Origin of the sequence: Serratia sp. 1D1416, assembly GCF_003641105.1 — a bacterium.
In the GTDB taxonomy this organism is placed as follows: domain Bacteria; phylum Pseudomonadota; class Gammaproteobacteria; order Enterobacterales; family Enterobacteriaceae; genus Serratia; species Serratia ficaria.
In genome coordinates this window covers 2583667-2595619 of sequence record NZ_CP032738.1, presented here as the reverse complement: position 1 = coordinate 2595619, position 11953 = coordinate 2583667, and the positions used below count along the sequence as shown (strand labels likewise).

Here is an 11953-nt window from a genome sequence, read left to right as displayed (position 1 = left end):
CACCCCGTTCACTGAGCTGAGTCAGTGAACGGGATGCGGTTGCCGCTTTAAGCGCGATGGGGATTTAAGGGCGATAGACTTTGACGTTGGTGAAGCCCTGCTCCAGCAGGTACAGCGCCTGCAGGCGGCTCATCACGCCGCGCTCGCAGTACAGCAGGTAGGTCTTGCTTTGATCCAGGTCGCCAAACTGGGTGCCGAGCTTATAGAACGGCAGCGGTTTGACCTCCACCTGCTCCAGCTGCAGCGGTTTGTCTTCCTGTTCGTCGTTCGAACGAATGTCGAGGATCACCTCATCGGCGCCGAAGGCCGCGACGGTTTCCACTTCGGCCACCTGCTCCTGCGCCTGCTCGGCGATGGTGCGGATGTCGACGTTCTTCGCTTCGCTCACCACCCGATCGAGAATGGCGAAATCGAAATGGCTTTCTTCTTCTTCGATTCTGGCTTTGATGGCCTTCACCGTCGGGCTTTTCGAAATCACGCCGCAGTATTCGGGCATGGTCTTGGCGAAGTCTTCGGTGCCGATCTCGCGCGCCACCTTAATGATGTGCTCTTTGTCGTGAGAAATCAGCGGACGCAGGATCAGCGTATCGGAAGCGTTGTCGATCAGGCGCAGGTTGGTCAGCGTCTGGCTGGATACCTGCCCCAGCGCTTCGCCGGTCACCAGCGCCTGTACGCCATAGCGCTCGGCCACCCGGGAAGCGGCGCGCACCATCATGCGTTTGAGCACCACGCCCATCTGGCCGTCGTCGACCTTTTCCAGGATCTCGCCCACCACTGGTTCGAAGTCGATGGCGACGAAACGCACCTTGTGCGAGCTGGCGAAGCGGTTCCACAGGTAATGAGCCACCTGTTTTACGCCGATTTCATGCGCCGCGCCGCCCAGGTTGAAGAAGCAGAAATGCACGCGGCAACCGCGGCGCATCAGCATATAGCTGGACACGCCCGAGTCAAAGCCGCCGGAGATCAGCGACAGCACGTCTTCCTGGGTGCCGACCGGGTAGCCGCCGATGCCCTCGCGGCGCGCCTTGACCAGCATCAGCTTGTCGTCTTCGATCTCCAGGTTCACCGTCACCTGCGGGCGGGAAAGATTCACCCGCGCGCTGTCGATGTGCTGATTCAGCCCGCCGCCAACGTAGCGTTCTACGTCCTGCGAATTGAAATCCTGCTTGCCGCGGCGTTTAACCCGCACGCAGAAGGTTTTCCCTTCCAGCTGTTCGCGGTAAGCTTCCAGCGTCTGCTCGAAGATGTGGTGAATATCGCGGTAGGCGCGGTCTTCCACTTCCAGGATATGGTGGATGCCGGGAATGCGCGTCAGCGCGTCGGCAATCACCGGCCGTTGATTTTCATCTTTGGCGCGAACTTCGATATGATCCCAGTGACGGACTACCGCCAGCGTTTCATCATACTGCTTCAGGACGTTGCGAATATTGGTCGAGAGGATCTTGATAAAGCGCAAGCGCACAGATTGGCTCTTGATGGTGATTTCCGGGAACAATTTAATGATAAACTTCATGGCGGTCTTTGTTGTCAGATAAGAATTACGGCGCGGAGTATATCACCATATCGCCGGGCTCTGCGCACAAAACCATACAAGCGCGCCATGATTTGCTAATCAAGATCCGCTAGGATAGGCTCTGGCGCCACTGTTCACATGATGACGTAAAAAGAAAATTATGCCGAAAAAACCAGCACAATCAGACAGTACAGAGCAAAATGTCAGCTTTGAAAGCTCCCTCAGCGAACTGGAAAGCATCGTCACGCGTCTGGAATCAGGTGAATTGCCGCTGGAAGACGCGCTGAATGAGTTCGAACGCGGCGTACAGCTGGCGCGCCAGGGCCAGCAAAAGCTGCAGCAGGCGGAGCAACGCGTGCAAATTTTACTTAACGACAGCGCCGAAGATGCCCCTCTGGCGCCTTTCACTCCGGATGCCGAGTAACCACCATGTCTGAGATCGCCCAATCCGCCGCCTTTGCCGATCGGCTGCAGGCTTTCCGCCGGCGTGCCGATCGCACGCTGTTGGATTTCATCGCGCCACTGCCGTTCAATGACGGTAATATGGTGGCGGCCATGCGTCACGGCGCGCTGCTGGGCGGCAAGCGCCTGCGCCCGTTCCTGGTTTATACCACCGGGCAGATGTTTGGCGTGGCGTTGAATAACCTGGATGCGCCGGCCGCTGCGGTAGAGTGCATTCATGCTTACTCGCTGATCCATGACGATCTGCCGGCGATGGACGATGACGATCTGCGCCGCGGCCAGCCGACCTGCCATATCAAATTTGGCGAGGCCAACGCGATTCTGGCCGGCGATGCGCTGCAAACCCTGGCGTTCTCCATTCTGGCCGACGCCGAGATGCCCGAGGTGGCGCTGCGCGATCGCCTGGCGATGGTGTCCGAACTGGCGGCCGCCAGCGGCGTAGCCGGCATGTGCGGCGGCCAATCGCTGGATCTGGCTGCCGAAGGCAAGCAAATCGGCCTGGCGGCGCTGGAGCAGATCCACCGCCACAAGACCGGCGCGCTGATCCGCGCGGCGATCCGCCTGGGCGCGCTGGCCGCCGGTGAACCCGGCCGGGCGGCGCTGCCGCAGCTCGACCGTTACGCCGCCGCCATCGGCCTGGCGTTTCAGGTGCAGGACGACATTCTGGACGTTGTCGGCGAAACCGAAAAAATCGGCAAACGCCAGGGAGCGGACCAACAACACGGAAAGAGTACCTATCCAGCTTTGCTCGGGCTTGACAGCGCGAAAGCAAAAGCGTGGGATCTCTATCAGGAAGCATTAGCTGCATTGGATACTTTGGCAGCGCAATCTTATAACACAGCGCCATTGCGAGCGTTAGCCAGCTTCATTATTGAACGCGACAATTAACGTGTGACGTTATGCCCAAAAGATTTCACGGGCGGCCAACGTCGCTGCAGCGTGAAAGATGGAGGGTAAACTCCTCTGATATGAGTATCGAATGAGTCTTGATATAGCCAAATACCCGACCTTGGCGCTAGCGGAAAATCCCGATGAACTCCGCTCGCTGCCCAAAGAGAGTCTGCCGAAGTTGTGTGACGAACTGCGGCAATACCTGCTGGACAGCGTCAGCCGCTCCAGCGGCCACTTCGCCTCCGGGCTGGGTACCGTCGAGCTGACGGTGGCATTGCACTACGTCTACAATACGCCGTTCGATCACCTGGTGTGGGACGTCGGCCACCAGGCCTACCCGCATAAAATTCTGACCGGCCGCCGCGATCGCATCGCCACCATCCGCCAGAAAAACGGTTTGCACCCTTTCCCATGGCGCGCCGAAAGCGAATACGACGTGCTGTCGGTCGGCCATTCGTCGACCTCGATCAGCGCCGGTCTCGGCATGGCGGTGGCGGCGGAGCGTGAAGGCAAAGGCCGCCGAACGGTCTGCGTGATCGGCGACGGCGCCATCACCGCCGGCATGGCGTTTGAAGCGATGAATCACGCCGGGGATATCGATCCGGACATGCTGGTGGTGCTGAACGACAACGAAATGTCGATCTCGGAAAACGTCGGCGCGCTGAACAACCACCTGGCGCAGCTGCTTTCGGGCAAGCTCTACTCCACGTTGCGCGAAGGCAGCAAAAAAGTGCTTTCCGGCCTGCCGCCGATCAAGGAGCTGGTGAAACGCACCGAAGAGCACCTGAAAGGCATGGTGGTCCCCGGCACGCTGTTCGAAGAGCTGGGCTTCAACTATATCGGCCCGGTCGACGGCCACGACGTTCAGGGACTGGTCGCCACGCTGAAGAACATGCGCGACCTGAAAGGCCCGCAGTTGCTGCACATCATGACCAAGAAAGGCCGCGGCTATGCGCCGGCGGAAAAGGATCCGATCAGCTTCCACGCGGTGCCCAAGTTCGATCCGGCCAGCGGCACCCTGCCGAAGAGCGCCGGTGGCCTGCCGAGCTATTCGAAAATCTTCGGCGACTGGCTGTGCGAAACCGCCAAAGACAGCGCCCTGATGGCCATCACGCCGGCGATGCGCGAAGGTTCCGGCATGGTGCAGTTCTCGCGTGACTATCCGCAGCAATATTTCGACGTGGCGATCGCCGAGCAGCATGCGGTGACCTTCGCCGCCGGATTGGCGATCGGCGGCTACAAGCCGGTGGTGGCGATCTATTCCACCTTCCTGCAGCGCGCCTACGATCAGCTGATCCACGACGTGGCGATCCAAAAACTTCCGGTGATGTTCGCCATCGACCGCGGCGGCATCGTCGGCGCCGACGGCCAGACGCACCAGGGCGCCTTCGACCTGTCGTTTATGCGCTGTATCCCGACCATGGTGATCATGACGCCGAGCGACGAGAACGAATGCCGCCAGATGCTGTACACCGGCTATCACTACAACGATGGCCCGAGCGCGGTGCGCTACCCGCGCGGCACCGGCACCGGCGCCGCGCTGGAACCGCTCAGCGCGCTGCCTATCGGTAAAGGCGTGGTGCGCCGCGAAGGCAAGAAGATTGCCATCCTCAACTTCGGCACCCTGCTGCCGGAAGCCGCACAGGCGGCGGCGGCCCTCAACGCCACGCTGGTGGACATGCGCTTCGTCAAACCGCTGGACGAGCAGCTGGTGCTGGAGATGGCCGCCAGCCACGAGGTGCTGGTCACGCTGGAAGAGAACGCCATCATGGGCGGCGCCGGCAGCGGCGTCAACGAACTGCTGATGGCCAAGCGCCGTGCGGTGCCGGTGCTGAATATCGGCCTGCCGGACAGCTTCGTGCCGCAGGGCAGCCAGGAAGAAGTTCGCGTCGATTTGGGCCTGGACGCCGCCGGCATCCAACGCCGGATCGAAAGCTGGCTGGCGCAGTAATTTTCCCCTCCGCCGGGCCGACGCCTCCGCTTGCGGGGGCGTTTTCGTCTCTGCCGCCCGAGATCCGCGCTACAGTTAATGTCTGAGCCGTAAATGGGAGGCTAGCATGAAGTACCTGAAACTGGGCAATACCGATCTGAACGTCTCGCGCATCTGTCTGGGCTGCATGACCTATGGCGAGCCGGACCGCGGCAACCACGCCTGGACGCTGCCGGAGGAGAGCAGCCGCCCGCTGCTGAAGCAGGCGCTGGATGCCGGCATCAACTTTTTCGACACCGCCAACAGCTATTCCGACGGCAGCAGCGAGGAAATCGTCGGCAAGGCGCTGCGCGATTACGCGCGCCGCGATGAGGTGGTGATCGCCACCAAGGTCTATTTCCCGCTGAGCAACCTGGAGCGCGGCCTGTCGCGCGGCAAAATCATGCAGTCCGTCGACGACAGCCTGCGGCGGCTGGGCACCGACTATGTCGACCTGCTGCAGATCCACCGCTGGGACTATGAAACGCCGCTGGAAGAAACGCTGGAAGCGCTGCACGACGTGGTTAAAGCCGGCAAGGCGCGTTATATCGGCGCATCCTCGATGTATGCCTGGCAGTTCGCCAAAGCGCTGTATACCGCCGATCTGCACGGCTGGACGCGCTTTGTCAGCATGCAGGACCAGTACAACCTGATCCAGCGCGAAGAAGAGCGCGAGATGCACCCGCTGTGCGCCGCCGAAGGCATCGCCGTGTTGCCCTGGAGCCCGCTGGCGCGCGGCAGGTTAACCCGCCCCTGGGGGGAAACCACCGCGCGGCTGGTCTCCGATCGGGTCGGCAAAGAGCTGTACGATGAAACCGAAGGCATCGACGGCATCATCGCCGAGCGCGTGGCCACCCTCGCCGAAGAGCACGGCGTGTCGCGCGCGCAGATCGCCCTGGCCTGGCTGTTGAGCAAACCGGCGGTCAGCGCGCCGATCGTCGGCGCTTCGCGCAGCGAGCAATTGGCGGACGCCATCGCCGCCGTCGATCTGAGCCTGACGCCGGAAGAAGTGGCTGAACTGGAGACGGCCTATGTGCCGCACCGCGTGACGGGGTTTGAATAACGCAGACAGGGCGCGGCGCACCGCGCCCTGCTATCAGAACAACCCTACCGGCCAGTGGTGGCCAATCAGGTAGATGATGCCGGCGGACAGCACCCCGGCGACGATGTCGTCGATCATGATGCCCATGCCGCCGTGCACGTTGCGATCGAACCAGCGGATCGGCCAGGGTTTCCACATATCCAGAATGCGGAAAATCACGAAGCCGGCGGCGACCCAGCGCCAGTCGTTGACCGGCAGCGCCATCAGCGTGATCCACATGCCGACGAATTCGTCCCAAACGATGCTGCCGTGATCGTGTACCCGCATGTCTCTGGCGGTCTGATGGCACAGATACACGCCGATGCAGATGCTGAACATCACCACCAGCGAATACAGTTGCCACGGCAGCTGGATCAGCAGCAGCCAGAACGGGATGGCCGCCAGCGAGCCCATGGTGCCCGGCACTATCGGCGACAAACCGCTGCCGAAGCCGGTGGCCAGCAGGTGCCACGGATTGCTCATCCGCAGGCGGCGTTTGGCCTCATCCATGGTTGCCCTGCTCCGCACTGAAATGGTCGAAACCTTTCCACGCCAGCTCTACCGCCTCATCGTTGCGGTAAAACTTGATGCCTTCCGCCAGCGGGCCAATCTGGCCGATGCAGGTGTAATCCGCGCCGAGATGGCTCAGCGCCACCTCCAGCGCACCGCGATTGATTTCCGGCACGGTGAAGCACAGCTCGTAGTCTTCGCCGCCGGCCAGCGCCCAGCGCAACGCCTGGTCGGCATCCGCCTGGCTGCTCAGCGCCTGCGACAGCGGCAGCTCATCCAGATCGATGCGCGCGCCGCACTCGCTGGCCTTCAGCACGTGCTTCAGGTCGGAGATCAGGCCGTCGGAGATGTCGATCGCCGAGCTGGCCAAATCGCGCAGCGCCTGGCCCTGCAATACCCGCGGCTGCGGCCGCAGGTGGCGGCCGATCAGGTAGCCGCGCGCCGTCGCATCAGCAACCTGCAGGCGATCCTGAATGATCGCCAGGCCGGCGGCGCTGTCGCCCAGCGTACCGGTCACGTAGATCCAGTCGCCGATGCGCGCGCCGCTGCGGGTCAGGGCCCGGCCGGCCGGGATCAATCCCTGAATGGTCAACGTCATGCTCAACGGGCCGCGCGTGGTGTCGCCGCCGATCAGCTGCATGCCGTAGTAATTAAGCTGTTCGAACAGGCTATCGCTGAAGGCCTTCAGCCAGACCTCATTCACGTCGGGCAGGGTGAGCGCCAGCGAAAGCCAGGCCGGATCGGCGCCCATCGCCGCCAGATCGCTCAGATTTACCGCCAGCGCCTTGTAGCCGAGATCGGCCGGATCGATATCCGGCAGGAAATGAACGCCAGCCACCAGGGTGTCGGTACTGACGGCCAAAAGCTGTTTTTCTGCCACTGTCAGAAGTGCGCAGTCATCTCCAATGCCCAACTGTACGTCCCGGCGTACGCTCTTAAACCGGTCAAAATAGCGGGCAATGAGGTCAAATTCGCCGCATGCCATGGTCGATATTCCACTAGAAGAAATTAAGGCCGGGGATACCGGCCTTAATTTTTTTATTTTTTCTTGCGAATGGTGGGTGCCACTTTATCCAGCACGCCGTTCACAAACTTGTGGCTGTCTTCAGCGCCGAAGGTTTTCGCCAGTTCGATCGCTTCGTTGATAGCCACTTTGTAAGGGACATCCTCACGCATTTTCAGCTCAAACAGCGCAATGCGCAGAACCGCACGCTCCACCTGGCCCAGTTCATCGAGCTGGCGCGACAGGTAGGGAGCCATCAGCTCGTCCAACATACCTGCATTCACCGCCGCGCCGGACAGCAACTCGCGAAAATAGGCGACGTCAACATCTTTGACATCCTGCTCCGTCAGGAACTGGTGTTCAACATCGGCAATGTCATTTTTAGACAACTGCCAAGAGTAAAGCGCTTGAACAGCGCACTCACGAGCGCGGCGACGAGCAGCAGGTTTCACGGAATTCCCCTTAACTAAATTCAGGCTTTAATAGCTTTGATAACATTAATCATTTCAAGTGCGGTCAGAGCAGCTTCAGCGCCCTTGTTGCCCGCTTTGGTGCCGGCACGTTCGATAGCCTGTTCGATGCTCTCGGTGGTCAGCACGCCAAAGGCAACCGGGATTTCGGTGTTCAGAGAAACATTGCCGATGCCGGAACTGGCTTCGCCCGCCACATATTCGAAGTGCGCGGTGCCCCCACGGATAACGGTACCCAGCGCGATAACCGCGTCGTATTTGCCGGTGTTGGCCAGCACGCGCGCAGTCAGCGGCAGCTCGTAAGCGCCCGGGACCCAGACAACGGTGATGTTGTCGTCAGCAACCTGGCCGATGCGCTTCAGTGCGTCGATGGCACCTTGCAGCAGGCTGTCGTTGATGAAATTGTTAAAACGTGCAATTGCGATCGCCACACGGGCATTTGGAGTAGCAACAACACCTTCGATAACTTTCATGGGCTTTCCTTAAAAATGGGTTCAATACCCCGCAGGGGGGCGGATTCTATCATATTCTTTATACCCGTCATACTTGAAGCTGCATCTGTGTTGGCTGCGCGCGCTTACCCGGCTAAACTCATCGGGATAAGCGCCTTGGCCGCCTGGCCGCAACTTCAATTATTTAGGGCGCCGCTGCCTGCGCGGGCGGTTTTGCCACGGGGCACCCCAACCGGCAGGCAAAGGTGGCAATCAGTGTTTGGCCCGCAGGATCAGGCGCAGATCGGGGCCAACCTGCCGCACTTCGCTGAAGACAAACTCAGGGGCGTCGGCCAGTCGCTCCAGCCCCGGCAGATGGCACAGGCCCCGGCCATTATCGCCCAACAGTTTTGGCGCGATGTACAAAATGAGCTCATCCACCAACCCGGCCTGCAGCAGCGCGCCGGCTAACCGAGCCCCCGCCTCGACCCAGATGGAATTCACCTGGCGCTTGGCCAGCTGCATCATCATCACCACCAGATCGACGCCGCCGCCGTGCGCCGGGAAAGTCAGCTGCTCCACCTCCGGCGGCCACGCCTGCTGGTCCGGCTGCAGGCGCGCCAGCCAGGTGGCGCCCGCCTGTTGCACCACCCGGTGCTGCGGGGTGACCCGGTTTTGGCTGTCGAGAATAATGCGCAGCGGCTGGCGCAGGTGCTCTCGCGGATAAATGCGCTGCGTTTCGGCATCCAGCTCGTCCCAGCGCACCGTCAGCGACGGATCGTCCGCCAACACGGTGGCGCTGGTGCTGAGAATGGCGGCGCTTTGCGCGCGCAGACGCTGTACGTCTTGCCGCGCCTGCGCAGAGGTGATCCACTGGCTCTCGCCGTAAGCCATCGCCGTACGGCCGTCCAGCGAAGCGCCCAGCTTCAGCTGCAGATAGGGGAAACCGGTGCGCATGCGCTTCAGGAACCCCAGGTTCACCGCCTCGGCTTCGGCCAGCATCAGCCCATGGCGTACCTCCAGGCCGGCCTGCTGCAGCTTGTACAGCCCGCGCCCCGCCACCTGCGGATTGGGATCCTGCATCGCCGCGACCACCCGGCTGACCCCGGCGGCCACCAGCGCATCGGCGCAGGGCGGCGTGCGGCCATGGTGGCTGCAGGGTTCGAGCGTCACATAGGCGGTCGCGCCGCGCGCCTTCTCGCCCGCCATGCGCAGCGCGTGCACTTCCGCGTGCGGTTCGCCGGCGCGCAGATGGTAACCTTCACCGACGATTTCGCCATCGCGCACGATAACGCAGCCGACGTTCGGGTTGGGCGCGGTGGTAAAACGCCCCAGCCGCGCCAGTTCAAAGGCGCGCGCCATGTAAAATTCGTCGTTGTGCATGAAAGATCCTCAGTCCTGCAGGCGGGCGATCTCTTCGCCGAACTCGCGAATATCTTCAAAACTGCGGTAAACCGACGCGAAGCGGATATAGGCGACCTTATCCAGCTTTTTCAGCGCGTCCATCACCAGATTGCCCACCAGCTTGGTCGGCACTTCCCGCTCGCCGGTGGCGCGCAGTTGGGATTTGATATGGTTGATCGCGTTTTCCACGTCGTCCGAGCTGACCGGCCGCTTTTCCAGCGCTTTCAGCATGCCGCGGCGCAGCTTGTCTTCATTGAACGGTTCGCGCACCTCATCGCTTTTAATCACCCGCGGCATCACCAGCTCGGCCACCTCAAAGGTGGTGAAGCGCTCGTTGCACACCAGGCACTGGCGGCGGCGGCGCACCTGAGAGCCATCGCCCACCAGGCGGGAATCAATTACTTTGGTATCAACGGCGGCGCAGAAAGGGCAATGCATAACACGTCCTGATAAACGTTTTCATAGTTAAGAACAGTTTAACCCGAAGTGCAGCCACAACAAAGGCCGCCGGCCATTTGTTGCGATCGGCCGCGCCGAACCGCCCGCCGGCATGACTTTCCCCGCCGGGCGGACTAAGCTGATAACAGGAGCCACGGAAGAGGGAATCGCCGCCATGACAATCAGTTATCCGAAAGTTTGCCTGCTCGCCGCCGCCGTTCTGCTGGCGGGCTGTGCCAAAAACCCTGAGGCGCCGAAGCTGCGCAGCCAGGTGATCGAACTGAACCAGAAAGTGAGCCAGCTGACCGACCAGGCCACCGCGCTGGAGCAGCAGAACCGGCTGAATCTGGATTCAGAGGACGGGGTTTATCTGCTGCCGGCCGCCGGCAACGCCGCCCGCCTGAACAGCGCCATCGGCGAGCTGAGCGTATCGCTGAGCCACGTCAAGAACGAGGCCAACGGCACTCAGGCGCAGCTGCACGTGCGCATCCTCTCTCAGGCCAGGCTGCCGGCCTTCAAAGCGGTGGTGGAATGGGGCCAACTGGACGCCGCCACCGGCAAGCCGCTGACCGCCGACGCCCTGACTCAGCCGATCGCCAGCGCAGACTCGCTGCTGCCGAAGCCCGCGCAGGCGTTCGAACTGCGTTTCAGCGGCCTGACGCCGGACCAGCTCGGCTATGTTCGCCTGCACGGCGTGGTGCCGACCGCTCAACCGGCGGTGGTGCGGCAGCACTGAGCCCCGGCCCGCCAGGCGTGCAAAAAAAAGGAGCGCCAACCGGCGCTCCTTTTCGTTTCGCTGAATGCCGCTTTGCTTACGGCAGAATCGAAGGCTGATCCGCACCCTCTTTTTCCACTTTCTGCTGCAGCATGTGCTCGCGTTTCATCCCCAGCTTCAACGCCAGCGCGGACGCCACGTAGATGGAGGAGACGGTACCGATCGACACGCCGATCAGCATCGCCAGCGAGAAGCCCTGCAGCATCGCGCCGCCGAAGATGTACAGCATCAGCACCACCATCAGGGTGGTACCGGAGGTCATCAGCGTACGGCTCAGCGTCTGGGTCAACGACACGTTCATGATTTCGTAAGGCGTTCCGCGGCGGATCTTGCGGAAGTTTTCACGAATACGGTCGGAAACCACGATGCTGTCGTTCAGCGAGTAACCGATAACCGACATCAGTGAAGCGACGATGGTCAGGTCAATCTCGATGCGGAACAGCGACAGCACGCCCATGGTGATGATCACGTCGTGCGCCAACGCGATAACCGCCCCCAGCGCCAGGCGCCATTCGAAGCGGAACCCGACGTAAATCAGGATGCAGATCAACGCCACCAGCAGCGCCATGCCGCCGGTTTGCGCCAGCTCGCTGCCCACGCTCGGGCCGACGAACTCGATGCGTTTCACGGTGGCGTTCTTATCCACCGCGTCGTTGATCACGCCGATCACTTTATTGCCCAGTTCCTGGCCTGCGGTGCCGGTCGCCGGTGGCATACGCACCATCACGTCGCGGCTGCTGCCGAAGTTCTGGATAATCGGGTCCTGGAACCCGGCTTTCTCCAACGTATCGCGCATCAGGTCGAGGTTGGCCGGTTTTTCCAGGTTGATTTCAATTACCGTACCGCCGGTAAAATCCAGGCCCCAGTTAAACCCGCGCACCGACATGGTGGCGATTGACGCGACCAGCAGCAGCAATGAGATGCCGAAGGCCACGTAATCCCAGCGCATAAAGTCATAGACTTTACGGCCGTAGTTGAGTTGTTCAACAGTATAATCCTGTGCCAC

General features: G+C 61.4%; 13 protein-coding genes. 5 read left to right on the top strand and 8 right to left on the bottom strand.

Going from position 1 to position 11953, the window contains the following annotated elements; translation table 11 throughout:
* Positions 1-64: 64 nt before the first annotated feature.
* A complete protein-coding gene (gene thiI / locus D7I37_RS12305; RefSeq protein WP_061796259.1) occupies positions 65-1513 on the bottom strand; it encodes a tRNA uracil 4-sulfurtransferase ThiI in 1449 nt (482 codons plus the stop codon).
* Between the two features lie 160 nt (positions 1514-1673).
* On the opposite strand from thiI, the gene xseB reads away from it, so the two are divergent.
* The 4 genes from xseB to D7I37_RS12285 all read left to right on the top strand — a co-directional run bounded on the left by xseB (position 1674) and on the right by D7I37_RS12285 (position 5898).
* Positions 1674-1937: an exodeoxyribonuclease VII small subunit gene (gene xseB / locus D7I37_RS12300; protein WP_061796258.1), complete on the top strand. Its 264-nt coding sequence runs from the start codon at positions 1674-1676 to the stop codon at positions 1935-1937.
* Between the two features lie 5 nt (positions 1938-1942).
* Positions 1943-2863 (top strand): (2E,6E)-farnesyl diphosphate synthase, encoded by a 921-nt coding sequence (gene ispA / locus D7I37_RS12295; protein ID WP_061796256.1) that lies wholly within the window; start codon positions 1943-1945, stop codon positions 2861-2863.
* Positions 2864-2954: 91 nt separating this feature from the next.
* Positions 2955-4817 (top strand): 1-deoxy-D-xylulose-5-phosphate synthase, encoded by a 1863-nt coding sequence (dxs, locus tag D7I37_RS12290; protein WP_129543735.1) that lies wholly within the window; start codon positions 2955-2957, stop codon positions 4815-4817.
* 106 nt (positions 4818-4923) lie between these two features.
* Positions 4924-5898 (top strand): aldo/keto reductase, encoded by a 975-nt coding sequence (locus D7I37_RS12285; protein ID WP_061796253.1) that lies wholly within the window; start codon positions 4924-4926, stop codon positions 5896-5898.
* 33 nt (positions 5899-5931) lie between these two features.
* Here the strand turns inward: D7I37_RS12285 and pgpA are convergent, their stop codons facing one another.
* The 6 genes from pgpA to nrdR form a co-directional block, all read right to left on the bottom strand.
* Entirely contained in the window at positions 5932-6426 is a 495-nt protein-coding gene (gene pgpA, locus D7I37_RS12280) for a phosphatidylglycerophosphatase A (protein WP_061796252.1), read from the bottom strand.
* Positions 6419-7411 carry a thiamine-phosphate kinase gene (gene thiL / locus D7I37_RS12275; RefSeq protein WP_129543734.1) on the bottom strand — a complete coding sequence of 331 codons (993 nt, stop codon included), beginning with the start codon at positions 7409-7411 and terminating at the stop codon, positions 6419-6421. Before thiL ends, pgpA begins: the two co-directional genes overlap by 8 nt.
* Before the next feature lie 53 nt (positions 7412-7464).
* Positions 7465-7881 carry a transcription antitermination factor NusB gene (gene nusB, locus D7I37_RS12270; protein ID WP_061796250.1) on the bottom strand — a complete coding sequence of 139 codons (417 nt, stop codon included), beginning with the start codon at positions 7879-7881 and terminating at the stop codon, positions 7465-7467.
* Positions 7882-7901: 20 nt separating this feature from the next.
* A complete protein-coding gene (gene ribE / locus D7I37_RS12265) occupies positions 7902-8372 on the bottom strand; it encodes a 6,7-dimethyl-8-ribityllumazine synthase (protein ID WP_061796248.1) in 471 nt (156 codons plus the stop codon).
* A 231-nt stretch (positions 8373-8603) separates the two neighbouring features.
* Entirely contained in the window at positions 8604-9713 is a 1110-nt protein-coding gene (gene ribD / locus D7I37_RS12260) for a bifunctional diaminohydroxyphosphoribosylaminopyrimidine deaminase/5-amino-6-(5-phosphoribosylamino)uracil reductase RibD (protein ID WP_129543733.1), read from the bottom strand.
* A 9-nt stretch (positions 9714-9722) separates the two neighbouring features.
* The gene (nrdR, locus tag D7I37_RS12255) at positions 9723-10172 is read right to left on the bottom strand and encodes a transcriptional regulator NrdR (protein ID WP_004949256.1); all 450 of its coding nucleotides are present in this window, start codon (positions 10170-10172) and stop codon (positions 9723-9725) included.
* Positions 10173-10347: 175 nt separating this feature from the next.
* Here nrdR and D7I37_RS12250 point away from each other — a divergent pair, with 175 nt between their 5' ends.
* Entirely contained in the window at positions 10348-10908 is a 561-nt protein-coding gene (locus tag D7I37_RS12250) for a DUF3251 domain-containing protein (protein ID WP_061796246.1), read from the top strand.
* A 76-nt stretch (positions 10909-10984) separates the two neighbouring features.
* Here D7I37_RS12250 and secF read toward each other — a convergent pair whose 3' ends face one another.
* Positions 10985-11953, bottom strand: coding sequence for a protein translocase subunit SecF (secF, locus tag D7I37_RS12245; protein ID WP_061796244.1), 969 nt, complete (start codon positions 11951-11953; stop codon positions 10985-10987).